The organism is Neisseria sicca 4320 (assembly GCF_000193735.1).
In the GTDB taxonomy this organism is placed as follows: Bacteria; Pseudomonadota; Gammaproteobacteria; order Burkholderiales; family Neisseriaceae; genus Neisseria; species Neisseria sicca_E.
This window is the reverse complement of record NZ_AEPF01000008.1, coordinates 17,181-31,304: the sequence shown is the minus strand read 5'-3', so window position 1 is coordinate 31,304 and position 14,124 is coordinate 17,181. Positions and strand designations below refer to the sequence as shown.

Below are 14,124 nucleotides of genomic sequence, written 5' to 3'. Positions count from 1 at the left end.
TCCACCGAATGGCGGGAAATGCGGGAAAGGGACCAGAAGCCTGAAAAGGCGTTTGACAGCTTGTTTCCTACGCAGGCATTACCCCGACAGGTTCTACGGATTCCGCTGGCGCGGTCTCAGCTGTTTGCGGGAACAAACAGCACTCCGACAAGAAAATATCAAGTTTATACAGATCTGTTTATTTTGGCAAAAGATCGTCTAAAAATACAAGTTTTCATAAAGCAAAATACTTTACAAAAGTAATTTTCCAAATCAATCTTAGCACTTTGTCCAAAATGAAACGCTCTATTAAAGTAAAGAAATTTGTTTCAAAACACGAAAAATGAAAAAACTTCAAACACAAACAAATAACGATAAATAAATAATTACCTAAACTAAAAAATAATTTATAGCATACAATTCAAAATCTTGAATTAACAATAAAAAGTGTCATCCGCAATGCGGATGACACTTAATTTCGAAGCAATTATTCGCTAACTGTATTATCAGCTTTATCAACTAATTCTACGAGTGCTAACGGGGCATTATCGCCTTTGCGGAAACCATACTTCAGCACACGAACATAGCCACCATTTCGGGCAGCAAAACGTGGACCCAATTCATCAAACAATTTGACCACAACATCACGATCACGAGTGCGGTCGAATGCCAAACGACGGTTTGCTAAGGAAGGTTTTTTACCCAATGTAATCAAGGGGTCTACTACGCGGCGCAATTCTTTAGCTTTAGGCAAAGTTGTCACGATAGTCTCGTGAGTCAACAATGAGTTCGCCATATTACGCAGCATTGCAGCGCGATGGCTGCTTGTACGGTTTAATTTGCGGTTACCATTACGATGACGCATGTCATTATCCTTTAATCTTCAAACTTACGGCTTTTCTAAGCCTACAGGCGGCCAAGCTTCCAATTTGGAACCCAGTGTCAATCCTTTAGACGCCAACACCTCTTTGATTTCATTCAAAGACTTACGACCCAAATTCGGAGTTTTAAGAAGCTCTGTTTCAGTACGTTGAATCAAATCGCCGATATAATAAATATCTTCAGCTTTCAGACAATTAGCTGAACGTACAGTTAACTCCAAATCATCTACCGGACGCAGCAAGATAGGATCAATAGGAGAAGCTTTTTCTTCAACTTCTTCTACTGGAGTACCTTGCAAATCAGCAAAGATAGACATTTGATCAATTAAAATACGAGCGGCACTACGTACAGCTTCTTCAGGATCAATAGAACCATCGGTTTCAATATCCAAAACCAACTTATCTAAATCCGTACGTTGCTCTACGCGTGCAGGTTCAACTTCAAAGCTAACACGACTGATGGGCGAAAAGCTCGCATCCAACTGAATTGCACCAATCTGACGGTTCTCATCGCGGACAACACGACGACCGGAAACAGATTGGTAGCCACGACCCTGCTCAACTTTGATTTCCATCTCAATTTGACCGTTCTCAGCCAAATGACAAATAATATGCTCAGGATTTAAAACTTCCACATCATGTGGCAATTCGATATCACCGGCAGCAACTGCACCGGCACCTGACTTTCTCAAAGTTAACTGAACTTGTCCGCGTCCATGCAGCTTAAATACAATACCTTTGACATTCAATAAAATATCAACAACATCTTCTTGAACGCCATCAACAGTAGAGTATTCGTGCAACACACCAGAGATGGCAACTTCGGTAGGAGCAAAACCATTCATGGATGACAGTAAGATACGACGCAAAGCATTACCTAAAGTATGACCAAAACCGCGCTCAAACGGCTGCATAGATACTTTTGCACGAGTTGTAGATAAAGTATCGACATCAATTTGACGAGGTTTCAAAAATTCGGTTGTGCTATTTTGCATTTAACTGTCCCTCACTGAGCTAGCATTATTTAGAGTAGAATTCTACCACCAGCTGTTCATTAATATCGCCAGTTAACTCTGAACGATCCGGCATATTTTTAAATACACCTTCCAATTTGTCTGCATCAACAGAAACCCAGCTTGGCAGACCAATTTGAGTTGCTAAACTTAAAGCTTCTTGAATACGAACTTGTTTTTTAGCTTTCTCACGAACAGCTACTACATCCCCTGCTTTAACTTGGAAAGAAGGAATATTTACAACCTGACCGTTAACGGTAATTGCTTTATGAGAAACCAGCTGACGTGCTTCAGCACGAGTCGAGCCAAATCCCATGCGATATACTACATTATCCAAACGAGACTCTAACAATTGCAGCAGCAATTCACCGGTAGAGCCTTTACGTCGATCTGCTTCTGCAAAATAGCGACGGAATTGACGTTCTAAAACGCCATAAATACGACGAATCTTTTGCTTTTCACGCAATTGCAAGCCATAGTCAGACAAACGTGGTTTCTTTGCACCATGCTGACCAGGAGCTGAATCAAGTTTACATTTAGAATCCAAAGAACGACGAGCGCTCTTCAAAAATAAATCGGTGCCTTCTCGACGTGCCAATTTACATTTAGGGCCAATATAACGTGCCATGTTTCAATCACTCCTTTAAATACGACGTTTTTTAGGCGGACGGCAACCGTTATGAGGCAACGGAGTAACGTCAGTAATACTGGTAATTTTAAAACCAAGAGCGTTGAGTGCACGTACAGAAGATTCTCGACCAGGGCCAGGACCTTTTATACGAACTTCTAAATTTTTAACGCCATATTCTTGGGCAACTTTACCAGCTGCTTCTGCAGCTACCTGAGCTGCAAATGGTGTACTTTTACGAGAACCTTTAAAACCAGCACCGCCAGAGGTAGCCCAAGACAATGCATTGCCTTGACGGTCAGTGATTGTAATGATGGTATTGTTGAAAGAAGCATGTACATGCACAATACCTTCGCTTACGGTTTTACGTACTTTTTTACGTACACGCGAAGCTGTGTTTGCTTTAGCCATTAATAAAATTCCTTAAAAATTATTTTTTACCAGCAATCGCTTTACGCGGACCTTTACGGGTACGAGCATTTGTGCGAGTGCGTTGACCACGACAAGGCAAACCGCGACGATGACGGAAACCACGATAACAACCCATGTCCATCAATCGTTTGATGCTCATCGTTACTTCACGACGCAAGTCACCTTCCACTTCATATTTAGCAACTTGTTCACGCAAAGCGTCTAATTGAGCCTCGTCCAAATCTTTTGCTTTAGTAGTGGGAGCAATATTTGCTGCCTCGCAAATCAATTTAGCACGAGTAGCACCAATACCATAAATAGCCTGCAAGCCAATTACGATATGTGCATTATTAGGGATATTCACCCCTGCAATACGAGCCATATTTTTTCCTTTAAACGGCAAAGTTCGTCACTATACCACAAAGTCTTACTAAAAGAAAAGTTCCCTTAGCCTTGACGCTGCTTGTGACGAGGATCAGTACAAATTACACGAACTACTCGATTACGACGGATAATCTTACAGTTGCGGCAAATTTTCTTTACAGACGGTTGTACACGCATTATATTTCCTTATATCATTCTATCTAGCTCGAAAGACAATCCGAGCTCGAGTTAAATCATAAGGTGTCAGTTCTACCGTCACCTTATCCCCAGGAGAGATCCGGATATAGTGCATACGCATTTTCCCGGAAATATGACCTAATACAACATGGTCATTCTCAAGCTTTACTTTAAAAGTTGCGTTAGGTAGAGTTTCAAGAATCTCCCCCTGCATTTGTATGGTATCTTCTTTAGCCATAATTCTACTTACGTGATAAAGATTTCATATCAAGACCGCTCATTAAACTCTCATATTGTTGAGTCATGCGGTAAGAGTTAATTTGGGTACTAAAGTCCATTGTCACTACAACTAAAATTAGTAAAGATGTACCACCCAAATAAAAAGGAACATTCAAAGCTGTTGTCAAGAACTCTGGAATTAAACAAATAGTTGTAATATATAATGCACCAAACAAAGTGAGGCGCAACACAACCTGTTCCAGATATTGCGAAGTTTGCTTACCTGGTCGAATTCCTGGCACGAAAGCACCACTTTTCTTTAAATTCTCTGCCATTTCTTTTGGGCTAAAAACTAAGGCTGTATAAAAATAGCAAAAGAAAATAATTGCCACTGTAAATAGCAAAATATACAAAGCTTGTCCATGCTGAAGCAAACCAGCAATTTTATGCAACAAACTGCCTGTATCACTAGAACCAAACCAACTTAACAAAGTGGATGGAAACAAAATAATACTTGATGCAAAAATGGGAGGTATTACGCCTGCCATATTCAACTTAAAGGGCATATGCGTATTTGAACCTTGCATTACACCACTGCCAACTTGGCGTTTTGCATAATGCACGGGAACTTTACGCTGAGCACTTTCAAAATATACAACAATATAAATTAACAGTAACGCACCAATAACAATTGACACAGCTGTCGGCATACCAATTGACCCTTGACTAGTTAAAGCTAATAATCTCGCGATACCGGAAGGAATACCTGCAGCAATACCAGCAGTAATGATCAAGGAAATACCATTCCCAATCCCACGCTCTGTAATCTGCTCACCTAACCACATCAGGAACATTGTACCTGTGACCAAGCTGACTACAGTAGAAATATGGAACTCCAAAGAATTAGTAACAACTACACCTTGCTGGAATACAAAGGTAGCTACACCAAAACTCTGTAAGATGGCCAATAGTACCGTACCATACCTTGTATATTTCGTAATAACTTTTCGACCAGCCTCACCTTCCTTTTTTAATGCCTTTAAAGAAGGAATAATTTCAGAAGCCAACTGAACAATTATTGATGCTGAAATATATGGCATGATGCCAATTGCAAATATACTAAAGCGCTCTAACGAACCACCAGAAAACATGTTCAACATGCCTAGTATTCCGTTCCCAGCGCTTTCGTATAATTTAGCTAAAGCAACAGCATCTACGCCAGGTACTGGGATATGAGCACCAATACGAAAAACAACTAACGCCCCTAAAAGAAACGTTAGGCGTTTTTTCAGATCTCCAAATTTGGACAAGCCTGATAAAGATTGTTGATTAGCCACTATAATGCAAGCCTTATTCTTCCACTTTACCACCAGCAGCTTCAATCGCTGCTTTAGCACCCTTAGTGGCCTTAATGCCTTTCAGGACAACAGCTTTTGAAAGCTCACCAGAGGCAATAACTTTCACATTAGAAACAGCTGCAGGAACCAACCCAGCTTGCTTGAGAACCAATACATCAACCTCATTTACAGCAAGTAAGTTCAATTCACTCAAACGAATCTCAGCATTTGCAGCAGCAGTCAATGATTTAAAACCACGTTTTGGCAGGCGACGTTGTAAAGGCATTTGACCGCCTTCAAAACCTACTTTATGAAAACCACCAGAACGGCTTTTTTGACCTTTATGGCCACGACCACCGGTTTTACCTAAACCGCTACCAATACCACGACCCACACGACGACGGGCGTGGGTAGCACCCTCAGCAGGCTGAATAGAATTTAGAAACATATCAAGACTCCACTTTCAACAAGTAGCTGATTTTGTTGATCATGCCACGGTTTTCAGGGGTATCTAAAACCTCTACTGTATGCTCACGATGACGCAAACCTAAACCACGAGCACATGCACGATGAGATTCAATTGTACCAATCAGGCTCTTCACCAATGTAACTTTAATCTTTTTTTGCTCAGTCATGGCTTGCTCCTAAAATGTCTTCTACAGTTAAGCCACGTTTAGCAGCAATATCTGCAGGTGTATACAACTTAGACAAGCCGTCTAATGTAGCTCGTACAATGTTATAAGGATTTGTAGAACCATGCACTTTAGCAGAAATGTTATGAATACCCATAGCATCAAAGACTAAGCGCATAGGACCACCTGCCTTTACACCACTACCTTCTTTAGCAGGTTGCATAAAAACTTTGGTAGCACCATGACGTCCAATAACCTCATGATGAATCGTACCATTTTTTAGAGGTACTTTAATCATAGAGCGACGAGCCTGATCCATTGCTTTTTGAACAGCTACCGGCACTTCTTTTGACTTACCTTTGCCCATACCAATACGACCATCGCCATCACCAACAACTGTTAGCGCAGAGAAAGCCATGATACGACCACCTTTAACTACTTTAGTTACGCGATTAACTGCGACCATTTTTTCAATCAGGCCGTCACCACGTTCTTCAATTTCATGTTTTGCCATCTGAAAGTCTCCAATTATTAGAAGCTTAAACCATTTTCACGTGCAGCTTCAGCCAAAGCTTTCACACGACCGTGATATTGGAAACCTGAACGATCAAAAGCAACTTTTTCTACACCTACTGCTTTAGCTTTCTCAGCAATGCGCTTTCCTACTACTGCAGCTGCCTCGACGTTGCTACCAGATTTCAGACTACCACGCACTTCAGCTTCCAATGTAGAGGCTTGAGCCAATACTTTATCACCTTCAGCACTAATTACTTGAGCATAAATATGATTATTGCTACGGAACACACATAATCTTACCATTTTCAAGTCCGCAATACGCGCACGGGTTTTGCGTGCACGACGGAGTCGGGTTGTATGTTTATCCATTAGTGAACCTCAATTATTTTTCTTGGCTTCTTTCATCACTACTACTTCACCTACATAACGAACACCCTTACCTTTATAAGGTTCAGGAGAACGGAATGCACGAATTTCAGCAGCGACTTGACCAACTACTTGTTTATCTGCACCAGTCAAAACGATCTCTGTTTGGCTAGGAGTTTGAACAGAAACGCCTTCTGGCATTTCATATACAATTGGATGAGAAAAACCCAGAGACAAATTCAAAACTTTGCCTTGAGCTTGAGCGCGATAACCCACGCCAATCAATTGTAGTTTTTTCTCAAAACCTTCTGAAACACCTTTGACCATATTATTAACTAATGCACGAGCAGTGCCTGACATAGCATTTGCCTGCTTACTGTCATTTTTTGCAGCAAAAGTCAATTTGCCATCGTTCAGTTCAATGGCTACATCAGAATGCAAAGGAAAGGACAACTCGCCATTCTTACCCTTGATAACCAATGCTTCTGTTCCAAATTTTACTTCTACACCAGCAGGAACAGTCACTGGGTTTTTTGCGACACGTGACATTTACTTTTCTCCACTAGGCTACGATGCACAACAACTCACCACCAACACCCTCAGAACGAGCCTTGCGGTCAGTCATCACACCTTTAGAAGTACTAACAATAGCGATACCCAAGCCATTCATAACATTAGGAATTTCGCTAGAAGCTTTGTAAATACGCAAACCTGGACGTGAAACACGTTTAATTTGCTCAATCACAGGGCGACCTGCATAGTATTTCAATTGAATTTCCAATACCGGCTTCGCATCAGCAGAAACCGAAAAATCCTCGATATAACCTTCTTCTTTCAAGACCTTTGCAATTGCACACTTTAATTTGGAAGAAGGCATGGCAACTACTACCTTATTGGCACGTTGCGCATTACGAATACGAGTCAACATATCGGAAATAGGATCATGCATACTCATTATTAATACTCCTATTACCAGCTAGCTTTAACAACACCCGGAATTTCGCCACGCATAGCGATTTCACGGATTTTAATACGACCCAAACCGAATTTACGGAAAGTACCACGCGGACGACCTGTCAAAGCACAACGACGGCGTTGACGTACAGGAGCTGCATTACGCGGAATAGATTGAAACTTCAGACGAGCTTCAAAACGCTCTTCTTCAGTTGCATTCGCATCATTAATAACAGCAAAAATTGCCTCACGTTTGGCTGCAAACTTTTTCGCCAAAGCTTGACGTTTCAGTTCACGATTAATAAGTGCTTTCTTAGCCATGATTATCCTTTAAACGGAAACTTGAACAGTGACAATAAAGCTTTAGCTTCTTCATCAGTTTTTGCAGTAGTTGTAATAGTAATATTCAAACCACGCAAAGCATCAATTTTATCGTATTCAATTTCCGGGAAAATGATTTGCTCGCGAACACCCATATTGTAATTACCACGGCCATCAAAAGATTTGCCACTTACACCACGGAAGTCACGCACTCGAGGTAATGCAATAGTAATCAAACGATCCAAAAATTCGAACATTTGATCACGACGCAGTGTTACTTTGCAACCCACAGGATAATTATCGCGAATTTTAAAGCCAGCGATAGATTTACGAGCAACAGTAACTACTGGTTTTTGACCAGCAATTTTTTCCAAATCAGATACCGCATGCTCCATAACTTTTTTATCAGCAACAGCCTCTCCAACCCCCATATTTAAAGTGATTTTTTCAATACGAGGAACTTCCATTACTGACTTGTAACCAAACTGTTTAACCAATTCAGGAACAACTGTATCTTTATAGAACTCTCTCAAACGAGCCATGTTATCTCCTTATGCTCCAATAACAGAGCCATTTGATTTGAAGAAACGAACGCGCTTCACTTTGCCTTCATTTTCAATCAGTTTAATACCAACACGGTCTGCTTTATTAGTTTCAGGATTCAGGATTGCAACATTAGAAATATCCAACGGCATTTCTTTCGAAACAATACCACCCTCAATACCACGCATCGGATTAGGTTTTTGGTGACGTTTAACAACATTAACACCTTCAACAACAACTTTACTACCCAATACGCGAACCACTTGACCTTGCTTACCTTTATCCTTACCAGTGATCACAACAACTTGGTCACCTTTAATGATTTTATTCATCGCGCTATTCCTTATAATACTTCAGGCGCCAATGAAACGATTTTCATAAATCGCTCAGTACGCAACTCGCGGGTTACCGGCCCAAAAATACGAGTACCCAGGGGTTCAAGTTTATTGTTTAACAGCACGGCTGCGTTGTTATCAAATTTAATCAACGCACCATCAGGACGACGTACACCTTTAGCAGTACGAACAACAACTGCATTGTACACATCACCTTTTTTGACGCGACCACGCGGGGCCGCATCTTTAACTGCGACTTTAATAATATCGCCAACAGAAGCGTAGCGACGCTTAGATCCGCCCAACACTTTGATACACATCACGCGACGCGCACCAGAGTTATCAGCCACATCTAAGATGGTCTGCATTTGAATCATATTAGTACCTTTAAATTAACCAACTTAATTTACCATTTTCATATAACTCGCTCACTTATTTAAATTGAGCTAATTAAATGAAACCATCACGGTTCTAGTAAACCAGTCTTGGATCCCGAAGGGAAGAAACTTCCAGAAGAAACTGAAAGATAAGAAACGAAGTTTACACGCAAATTCACTTTGGCGCAACACTTCGTTTCTTATTAAAGCTAACCGTCTTAAATTTTAAACAGTACGTGCTTTCTCAACAAGTTCTTTAACAACCCAAGATTTGGTTTTTGACAGTGGACGTGATTCCGCAATTACTACTACATCACCAATTCCATATTGATTATTTTCATCATGGGCATGGATTTTAGTTGATAAACGGATAATTTTACCGTACAGAGGATGTTTTACTTTACGCTCAACCAACACTGTGACAGTTTTGTCCATTTTGTCGCTTACCACTTTGCCTTGCAAAGTACGAACATTTTTATTTTCGCTCATTACTTAGCACCTTTTTCAGTTAAAATGGTTTTAATACGAGCAATATCGCGACGTACACGTTTTAATTCGCTTGGTTTACCCAATTGACCAGTTGCGTTTTGCATACGTAAGCCAAACTGAGACTTCAACAAGTCCAACAAATCTGCATTTAATTGCTCAATAGATTTGTCTTTCAATTCATTTGCTTTCATTATTGACCTACCTGTCTTACTACAAAGGCCGTAGGAATAGGCAATTTGGCAGCAGCCAATTCAAATGCTTCGCGAGCCAATGCCTCTGGAACACCGTCCATTTCATACAACACTTTGCCTGGTTTGATTTCGGCAATGTAATATTCGACGTTACCTTTACCGCCACCCATACGAACTTGAATAGGTTTTTCAGTAATTGGTTTATCAGGGAATACACGAATCCAAATACGACCACCACGTTTAATGTGGCGAGTCATTGTACGACGAGCAGCTTCGATTTGGCGGGCAGTCAAACGACCACGACCAACGGCTTTCAAACCGAACTCACCGAAACTTACTTTGTTACCGCGAGTAGCAATACCAGTATTGCGACCTTTTTGTTGCTTGCGGTATTTCAGTCTAGTTGGCTGCAGCATTACGTCCACCTGCCTTTCTTTGTTTCTTTTCATGCTCAGGCTTAGCTGAAGTCTTTACATTGCCTTCAGTATAGACCCAAACTTTCAAACCCAGCACGCCATAAGTAGTATGAGCTTCGCTAGTTGCATAATCTACGTTTGCACGCAAAGTATGCAGCGGTACACGACCTTCGCGATACCATTCGCTACGGGCAATATCTGCACCGTTCAGACGACCTGAGGTCATAATCTTGATGCCTTTTGCACCTGAACGCATAGCATTTTGCATTGCGCGCTTCATAGCACGGCGGAATTGAACACGTTTTTCTAATTGCTGTGCAATACCATCAGCAATAATTTGCGCATCTAATTCAGGTTTACGGATTTCTTCGATATTGACATGAACAGGCACACCCATCAGGGCTTGCAAATCACGTTTCAAAACTTCGATATCCTCACCTTTTTTACCAATTACAACACCCGGACGGGCAGAGTGGATGGTAATGCGTGCAGATTTTGCAGGACGTTCAATAACTACGCGACCAACAGAAGCATTCTCCAATTTTTTACGCAGGTAGTTACGAACATCAATGTCTTGTTTCAAAACAGCAGAAAAGTCGGTGCTTTTAGCAAACCATTTTGAAGCCCAGTCTTTAGTTACCGCCAGGCGAAAGCCTGTAGGATTAATCTTTTGTCCCATAGCTTTTCCTTAGTTGCCCACTGTCACGTTGATATGACAAGTTTGTTTTTCAATGCGGTTACCGCGACCTTTGGCACGAGCTTGGAAACGTTTCAAGCTTGGACCTTTGTCAACAAAGATAGTTACCACTTTCAACTCATCAATGTCGGCACCGTTATTGTGCTCGGCATTTGCAATAGCTGATTCCAATACTTTTTTAATCAGTTCAGCACCTTTTTTAGGGCTGAAAGTCAAGATATTCAAAGCCTGGGCAACGTCTTTACCACGAATCAAATCAGCTACCAAACGAGCTTTTTGAGCTGAAATACGGGCATTTTTATGTTGTGCATTTACTCTCATGATTCACCTTATTTCTTTTTAGCCTTTTTATCAGCCAAGTGGCCTTTAAAGGTACGGGTCAATGAGAATTCGCCTAATTTATGACCAACCATATTATCACTGATAAAAACGGGCACATGAGTGCGACCGTTGTGTACAGCAATGGTCAGACCGATAAAGTCAGGCAGAATGGTAGAACGACGAGACCAAGTTTTAATTGGGCGCTTGTCGTTGCTTGCACGAGCAGCATCTACTTTTTTCAGCAAATGCAGGTCTACATATGGGCCTTTTTTCAATGAACGAGCCATACTAATTAACCTTTATTTGAGTAACGACGACGAACAATCATGTTATCCGTGCGTTTGTTATTACGAGTGCGGTAGCCTTTAGCAGGAGTACCCCATGGGCTAACCGGTTCGCGAGCTTCACCGGTACGACCTTCACCACCACCATGCGGGTGATCGACAGGGTTCATGACAACACCACGAACGGTCGGACGAATACCGCGCCAACGATTGGCACCGGCTTTACCGATTTTTTTCAGGCTTTGCTCTTCATTACCGACTTCACCGATGGTTGCACGGCAATCTACGTTGATTTTACGAACTTCGCCAGAGCGCAGACGGACTTGGGCGTATGCACCTTCTTTAGCCAGCAATACCGCAGAAGCACCGGCAGAACGTGCAATTTGTGCACCTTTACCAGGTTTCATTTCGATACAGTGGATAGTCGTACCAACGGGAATGTTGCGGATCGGCAGAGCGTTACCTACTTTGATGGCAGCTTCAGCACCGGAAACCAATACAGCACCGGCTTGAATACCGCGAGGAGCGATGATGTAGCGACGTTCGCCGTCTGCATAGCACAACAGTGCAATGAAGGCAGTACGGTTAGGATCGTATTCGATACGCTCTACTTTTGCAGGGATACCGTCTTTGTTACGTTTAAAGTCTACAACACGGTAGTGGTGTTTATGACCGCCGCCTTTGTGACGGGTGGTGATATGACCATTATTGTTACGACCGGCAGTAGAATTTTTCTTTTCGAGCAAAGGTGCATAAGGCGCACCTTTGTGCAAACCTTCTGTTACCACGCGAACCATGCCGCGACGGCCTGCAGAAGTTGGCTTCATTTTAACGATTGCCATTTTGTTTATTCCTTATCTGCAGCTGCAGCAGCGGCTTCCAAATCCAACTCTTGACCGGCAGCCAAGCTTACATAAGCTTTTTTAACATCGCTGCGGCGGCCCAAAGTACGACCAAAACGCTTAGTTTTACCTTTAGTGGTAACGGTAGTTACAGAAGCAACTTGAACACCGAACAGCAGCTCAACAGCAGCTTTGATTTCAGGTTTGGTTGCATTTGCCAAAACTTTAAACGTCATTTGGTTGCGTTTTTCAGCCAATACGTTGCTTTTTTCAGAAACGATAGGTGCCAAAATCACTTGAGTCAAACGTTGTTGATTCATACCCATTGCTCCTCTAATTGTGCAACTGCATCTTTAGTGATGATTACTTTTTTGTAACGCAGCAAGCTGTAAGGATCAACTTGTTGAGCTTCCAAAACCAACACGTTTGGCAAGTTGCGTGAAGCCAAGTAAACATTCTCATCGAGCTGTTTGGTTACAAACAGCACTTGCTCCAGACCCAGATTTTTCACTTGTTCGGCAAAAACCTTGGTTTTAGGAGTTTCAGCAGCCAACGCTTCGATAGCAAACAAACGCTCGTCACGGGCCAATTGGGACAGGATAGTCGCCATACCGGCACGGTACATTTTACGGTTTACTTTTTGAGTGAAGTTTTCGTCGGGTTTGTTTGGGAACGCACGACCACCTTTACGCCACAGCGGAGAAGAAGTCATACCGGAACGGGCACGACCGGTACCTTTTTGACGCCATGGTTTTTTGGTTGAGTGTTTTACTTCGGCACGGGTTTTTTGAGCACGGTTACCAGAGCGGGCGTTTGCCAAGTAGGCATTTACCAGCTGATGAACCAACGCTTCATTGTATTCGCGAGCGAACAAAGCATCAGAAACAGACAGACTGCCTGAAACTTGTCCTTTAGCGTCAATTACTTTCAATTCCATTACGCACCTACTTTCACGCTAGGACGAACTACAACATCGCTGTTGACCGCACCCGGAACAGCACCCTTAACCAACAGCAGTTGGCGTTCTGCATCAACACGTACAACTTCCAGTTTTTGGACAGTTGCTTTGGTGTTGCCGTATTGACCGGCCATGCGTTTACCGGGGAACACGCGACCTGGGTCTTGCGCCATACCGATAGAACCTGGCACACGGTGAGAACGGGAGTTACCGTGGGAAGTACGTTGGGCACCGAAGTTATGACGTTTGATCGTACCGGAGAAACCTTTACCTTTAGAGGTACCGGTTACATCGACCAATTGACCGACTTCAAACATAGAAACGGTGATTTCGTCACCGGCTTTCAATTCAGCCAGTTTCTCTTCAGTCAAAGCAAACTCAATCAAACCGTGACCGGCTTCAACACCTGCTTTTGCAAAGTGTCCAGCTTCGGCTTTGTTGACACGGTTAGCTTTTTTCTGACCAAAGGTAACTTGAACGGCAGTATAGCCGTCAGCATCTTTGGATTTTACTTGTGTAACGCGGTTGGCAGACATATCCAAAACGGTTACCGGAACAGAAACACCCTGTTCGTCGAACACGCGGGTCATACCAACTTTGCGTCCAACCAGACCTAAAGTCATGATTATTTTCCTTTTAAAGTAAAGGGGCGGGCTACGATTGGCCTGCCTTCGGACAATGATAAAACTTGGCACAAATGTACCAAGTCCGCCATTATAATCGACAAATCAAGCAAATACCAATCTTTTTTTAACACAGGGGCTTACTCGTGCTTTTTATCCCTATAAATTGATATTTCGCCGTCTATATACCCGAGGGAAGCGGCGTGTTGTTTACACACAAATCACCCTCC

The 14,124-nt window shown here is 42.3% G+C and carries 28 protein-coding genes and 1 riboswitch; all 28 genes read right to left on the bottom strand.

What is annotated here, in order from left to right:
- Positions 1-47: 47 nt before the first annotated feature.
- A riboswitch (TPP riboswitch) is annotated at positions 48-157 on the bottom strand.
- A gap of 309 nt (positions 158-466) precedes the next feature.
- Positions 467-844, bottom strand: a complete 378-nt coding sequence (rplQ, locus tag NSCA4_RS0100405; RefSeq protein WP_016686313.1) for a 50S ribosomal protein L17 — start codon at positions 842-844, stop codon at positions 467-469.
- A gap of 24 nt (positions 845-868) precedes the next feature.
- On the bottom strand, positions 869-1,855 hold the full coding sequence (locus tag NSCA4_RS0100400; RefSeq protein WP_016686312.1) for a DNA-directed RNA polymerase subunit alpha: 987 nt from the start codon (positions 1,853-1,855) through the stop codon (positions 869-871).
- A gap of 25 nt (positions 1,856-1,880) precedes the next feature.
- Positions 1,881-2,501, bottom strand: coding sequence for a 30S ribosomal protein S4 (gene rpsD, locus NSCA4_RS0100395; RefSeq protein WP_003742907.1), 621 nt, complete (start codon positions 2,499-2,501; stop codon positions 1,881-1,883).
- A gap of 15 nt (positions 2,502-2,516) precedes the next feature.
- Entirely contained in the window at positions 2,517-2,912 is a 396-nt protein-coding gene (rpsK, locus tag NSCA4_RS0100390) for a 30S ribosomal protein S11 (RefSeq protein ID WP_002216249.1), read from the bottom strand.
- A gap of 19 nt (positions 2,913-2,931) precedes the next feature.
- Positions 2,932-3,294: a 30S ribosomal protein S13 gene (rpsM, locus tag NSCA4_RS0100385; RefSeq protein ID WP_003749295.1), complete on the bottom strand. Its 363-nt coding sequence runs from the start codon at positions 3,292-3,294 to the stop codon at positions 2,932-2,934.
- A gap of 65 nt (positions 3,295-3,359) precedes the next feature.
- Positions 3,360-3,473 carry a 50S ribosomal protein L36 gene (gene rpmJ, locus NSCA4_RS13375; RefSeq protein ID WP_003697674.1) on the bottom strand — a complete coding sequence of 38 codons (114 nt, stop codon included), beginning with the start codon at positions 3,471-3,473 and terminating at the stop codon, positions 3,360-3,362.
- Between the two features lie 19 nt (positions 3,474-3,492).
- On the bottom strand, positions 3,493-3,711 hold the full coding sequence (gene infA, locus NSCA4_RS0100380) for a translation initiation factor IF-1 (protein WP_003684714.1): 219 nt from the start codon (positions 3,709-3,711) through the stop codon (positions 3,493-3,495).
- Positions 3,712-3,715: 4 nt separating this feature from the next.
- Entirely contained in the window at positions 3,716-5,029 is a 1,314-nt protein-coding gene (gene secY / locus NSCA4_RS0100375) for a preprotein translocase subunit SecY (protein WP_029609419.1), read from the bottom strand.
- Positions 5,030-5,042: 13 nt separating this feature from the next.
- Positions 5,043-5,477: a 50S ribosomal protein L15 gene (gene rplO, locus NSCA4_RS0100370; RefSeq protein WP_016686310.1), complete on the bottom strand. Its 435-nt coding sequence runs from the start codon at positions 5,475-5,477 to the stop codon at positions 5,043-5,045.
- A 1-nt stretch (position 5,478) separates the two neighbouring features.
- A complete protein-coding gene (gene rpmD, locus NSCA4_RS0100365) occupies positions 5,479-5,664 on the bottom strand; it encodes a 50S ribosomal protein L30 (RefSeq protein WP_003759717.1) in 186 nt (61 codons plus the stop codon).
- Positions 5,657-6,175: a 30S ribosomal protein S5 gene (gene rpsE, locus NSCA4_RS0100360; protein ID WP_003742903.1), complete on the bottom strand. Its 519-nt coding sequence runs from the start codon at positions 6,173-6,175 to the stop codon at positions 5,657-5,659. Before rpsE ends, rpmD begins: the two co-directional genes overlap by 8 nt.
- 17 nt (positions 6,176-6,192) lie before the next feature.
- Positions 6,193-6,546 carry a 50S ribosomal protein L18 gene (gene rplR / locus NSCA4_RS0100355; protein WP_009175230.1) on the bottom strand — a complete coding sequence of 118 codons (354 nt, stop codon included), beginning with the start codon at positions 6,544-6,546 and terminating at the stop codon, positions 6,193-6,195.
- A gap of 9 nt (positions 6,547-6,555) precedes the next feature.
- Positions 6,556-7,092: a 50S ribosomal protein L6 gene (gene rplF, locus NSCA4_RS0100350; protein WP_003772575.1), complete on the bottom strand. Its 537-nt coding sequence runs from the start codon at positions 7,090-7,092 to the stop codon at positions 6,556-6,558.
- A gap of 13 nt (positions 7,093-7,105) precedes the next feature.
- Positions 7,106-7,498: a 30S ribosomal protein S8 gene (gene rpsH / locus NSCA4_RS0100345; protein ID WP_003742898.1), complete on the bottom strand. Its 393-nt coding sequence runs from the start codon at positions 7,496-7,498 to the stop codon at positions 7,106-7,108.
- A gap of 14 nt (positions 7,499-7,512) precedes the next feature.
- Positions 7,513-7,818: a 30S ribosomal protein S14 gene (gene rpsN, locus NSCA4_RS0100340; RefSeq protein ID WP_003684736.1), complete on the bottom strand. Its 306-nt coding sequence runs from the start codon at positions 7,816-7,818 to the stop codon at positions 7,513-7,515.
- A 2-nt stretch (positions 7,819-7,820) separates the two neighbouring features.
- The gene (rplE, locus tag NSCA4_RS0100335) at positions 7,821-8,360 is read right to left on the bottom strand and encodes a 50S ribosomal protein L5 (protein WP_003684750.1); all 540 of its coding nucleotides are present in this window, start codon (positions 8,358-8,360) and stop codon (positions 7,821-7,823) included.
- Positions 8,361-8,369: 9 nt separating this feature from the next.
- Positions 8,370-8,693, bottom strand: a complete 324-nt coding sequence (gene rplX, locus NSCA4_RS0100330) for a 50S ribosomal protein L24 (protein ID WP_016686309.1) — start codon at positions 8,691-8,693, stop codon at positions 8,370-8,372.
- 11 nt (positions 8,694-8,704) lie between these two features.
- The gene (gene rplN, locus NSCA4_RS0100325; RefSeq protein WP_002215434.1) at positions 8,705-9,073 is read right to left on the bottom strand and encodes a 50S ribosomal protein L14; all 369 of its coding nucleotides are present in this window, start codon (positions 9,071-9,073) and stop codon (positions 8,705-8,707) included.
- Between the two features lie 225 nt (positions 9,074-9,298).
- Positions 9,299-9,562, bottom strand: coding sequence for a 30S ribosomal protein S17 (gene rpsQ / locus NSCA4_RS0100320; RefSeq protein WP_003707145.1), 264 nt, complete (start codon positions 9,560-9,562; stop codon positions 9,299-9,301).
- The gene (gene rpmC / locus NSCA4_RS0100315; RefSeq protein WP_016686308.1) at positions 9,562-9,753 is read right to left on the bottom strand and encodes a 50S ribosomal protein L29; all 192 of its coding nucleotides are present in this window, start codon (positions 9,751-9,753) and stop codon (positions 9,562-9,564) included. Before rpmC ends, rpsQ begins: the two co-directional genes overlap by 1 nt.
- A complete protein-coding gene (gene rplP / locus NSCA4_RS0100310; protein WP_016686307.1) occupies positions 9,753-10,169 on the bottom strand; it encodes a 50S ribosomal protein L16 in 417 nt (138 codons plus the stop codon). Before rplP ends, rpmC begins: the two co-directional genes overlap by 1 nt.
- Entirely contained in the window at positions 10,153-10,848 is a 696-nt protein-coding gene (rpsC, locus tag NSCA4_RS0100305) for a 30S ribosomal protein S3 (protein WP_016686306.1), read from the bottom strand. Before rpsC ends, rplP begins: the two co-directional genes overlap by 17 nt.
- A gap of 9 nt (positions 10,849-10,857) precedes the next feature.
- Entirely contained in the window at positions 10,858-11,187 is a 330-nt protein-coding gene (rplV, locus tag NSCA4_RS0100300; protein ID WP_003675877.1) for a 50S ribosomal protein L22, read from the bottom strand.
- 8 nt (positions 11,188-11,195) lie between these two features.
- A complete protein-coding gene (rpsS, locus tag NSCA4_RS0100295) occupies positions 11,196-11,474 on the bottom strand; it encodes a 30S ribosomal protein S19 (RefSeq protein ID WP_002215422.1) in 279 nt (92 codons plus the stop codon).
- 5 nt (positions 11,475-11,479) lie between these two features.
- Positions 11,480-12,313 (bottom strand): 50S ribosomal protein L2, encoded by an 834-nt coding sequence (gene rplB, locus NSCA4_RS0100290; RefSeq protein WP_016686305.1) that lies wholly within the window; start codon positions 12,311-12,313, stop codon positions 11,480-11,482.
- Positions 12,314-12,318: 5 nt separating this feature from the next.
- Positions 12,319-12,633, bottom strand: a complete 315-nt coding sequence (gene rplW / locus NSCA4_RS0100285; protein WP_002231529.1) for a 50S ribosomal protein L23 — start codon at positions 12,631-12,633, stop codon at positions 12,319-12,321.
- The gene (gene rplD, locus NSCA4_RS0100280; protein WP_016686304.1) at positions 12,630-13,250 is read right to left on the bottom strand and encodes a 50S ribosomal protein L4; all 621 of its coding nucleotides are present in this window, start codon (positions 13,248-13,250) and stop codon (positions 12,630-12,632) included. Before rplD ends, rplW begins: the two co-directional genes overlap by 4 nt.
- Entirely contained in the window at positions 13,250-13,894 is a 645-nt protein-coding gene (rplC, locus tag NSCA4_RS0100275) for a 50S ribosomal protein L3 (RefSeq protein WP_029609418.1), read from the bottom strand. The genes rplD and rplC overlap by 1 nt, the downstream gene beginning before the upstream one ends.
- Positions 13,895-14,124 lie beyond the last annotated feature (230 nt).

What these genes read in the sequence shown, in the direction of transcription:
- rplQ (WP_016686313.1), bottom strand. Translation starts at nt 844, where the DNA reads ATGCGTCATCGTAATGGTAACCGCAAATTAAACCGTACAAGCAGCCAT.
- NSCA4_RS0100400 (WP_016686312.1), bottom strand. Translation starts at nt 1,855, where the DNA reads ATGCAAAATAGCACAACCGAATTTTTGAAACCTCGTCAAATTGATGTC.
- rpsD (WP_003742907.1), bottom strand. Translation starts at nt 2,501, where the DNA reads ATGGCACGTTATATTGGCCCTAAATGTAAATTGGCACGTCGAGAAGGC.
- rpsK (WP_002216249.1), bottom strand. Translation starts at nt 2,912, where the DNA reads ATGGCTAAAGCAAACACAGCTTCGCGTGTACGTAAAAAAGTACGTAAA.
- rpsM (WP_003749295.1), bottom strand. Translation starts at nt 3,294, where the DNA reads ATGGCTCGTATTGCAGGGGTGAATATCCCTAATAATGCACATATCGTA.
- rpmJ (WP_003697674.1), bottom strand. Translation starts at nt 3,473, where the DNA reads ATGCGTGTACAACCGTCTGTAAAGAAAATTTGCCGCAACTGTAAGATT.
- infA (WP_003684714.1), bottom strand. Translation starts at nt 3,711, where the DNA reads ATGGCTAAAGAAGATACCATACAAATGCAGGGGGAGATTCTTGAAACT.
- rplO (WP_016686310.1), bottom strand. Translation starts at nt 5,477, where the DNA reads ATGTTTCTAAATTCTATTCAGCCTGCTGAGGGTGCTACCCACGCCCGT.
- rpmD (WP_003759717.1), bottom strand. Translation starts at nt 5,664, where the DNA reads ATGACTGAGCAAAAAAAGATTAAAGTTACATTGGTGAAGAGCCTGATT.
- rpsE (WP_003742903.1), bottom strand. Translation starts at nt 6,175, where the DNA reads ATGGCAAAACATGAAATTGAAGAACGTGGTGACGGCCTGATTGAAAAA.
- rplR (WP_009175230.1), bottom strand. Translation starts at nt 6,546, where the DNA reads ATGGATAAACATACAACCCGACTCCGTCGTGCACGCAAAACCCGTGCG.
- rplF (WP_003772575.1), bottom strand. Translation starts at nt 7,092, where the DNA reads ATGTCACGTGTCGCAAAAAACCCAGTGACTGTTCCTGCTGGTGTAGAA.
- rpsH (WP_003742898.1), bottom strand. Translation starts at nt 7,498, where the DNA reads ATGAGTATGCATGATCCTATTTCCGATATGTTGACTCGTATTCGTAAT.
- rpsN (WP_003684736.1), bottom strand. Translation starts at nt 7,818, where the DNA reads ATGGCTAAGAAAGCACTTATTAATCGTGAACTGAAACGTCAAGCTTTG.
- rplE (WP_003684750.1), bottom strand. Translation starts at nt 8,360, where the DNA reads ATGGCTCGTTTGAGAGAGTTCTATAAAGATACAGTTGTTCCTGAATTG.
- rplX (WP_016686309.1), bottom strand. Translation starts at nt 8,693, where the DNA reads ATGAATAAAATCATTAAAGGTGACCAAGTTGTTGTGATCACTGGTAAG.
- rplN (WP_002215434.1), bottom strand. Translation starts at nt 9,073, where the DNA reads ATGATTCAAATGCAGACCATCTTAGATGTGGCTGATAACTCTGGTGCG.
- rpsQ (WP_003707145.1), bottom strand. Translation starts at nt 9,562, where the DNA reads ATGAGCGAAAATAAAAATGTTCGTACTTTGCAAGGCAAAGTGGTAAGC.
- rpmC (WP_016686308.1), bottom strand. Translation starts at nt 9,753, where the DNA reads ATGAAAGCAAATGAATTGAAAGACAAATCTATTGAGCAATTAAATGCA.
- rplP (WP_016686307.1), bottom strand. Translation starts at nt 10,169, where the DNA reads ATGCTGCAGCCAACTAGACTGAAATACCGCAAGCAACAAAAAGGTCGC.
- rpsC (WP_016686306.1), bottom strand. Translation starts at nt 10,848, where the DNA reads ATGGGACAAAAGATTAATCCTACAGGCTTTCGCCTGGCGGTAACTAAA.
- rplV (WP_003675877.1), bottom strand. Translation starts at nt 11,187, where the DNA reads ATGAGAGTAAATGCACAACATAAAAATGCCCGTATTTCAGCTCAAAAA.
- rpsS (WP_002215422.1), bottom strand. Translation starts at nt 11,474, where the DNA reads ATGGCTCGTTCATTGAAAAAAGGCCCATATGTAGACCTGCATTTGCTG.
- rplB (WP_016686305.1), bottom strand. Translation starts at nt 12,313, where the DNA reads ATGGCAATCGTTAAAATGAAGCCAACTTCTGCAGGCCGTCGCGGCATG.
- rplW (WP_002231529.1), bottom strand. Translation starts at nt 12,633, where the DNA reads ATGAATCAACAACGTTTGACTCAAGTGATTTTGGCACCTATCGTTTCT.
- rplD (WP_016686304.1), bottom strand. Translation starts at nt 13,250, where the DNA reads ATGGAATTGAAAGTAATTGACGCTAAAGGACAAGTTTCAGGCAGTCTG.
- rplC (WP_029609418.1), bottom strand. Translation starts at nt 13,894, where the DNA reads ATGACTTTAGGTCTGGTTGGACGCAAAGTTGGTATGACCCGCGTGTTC.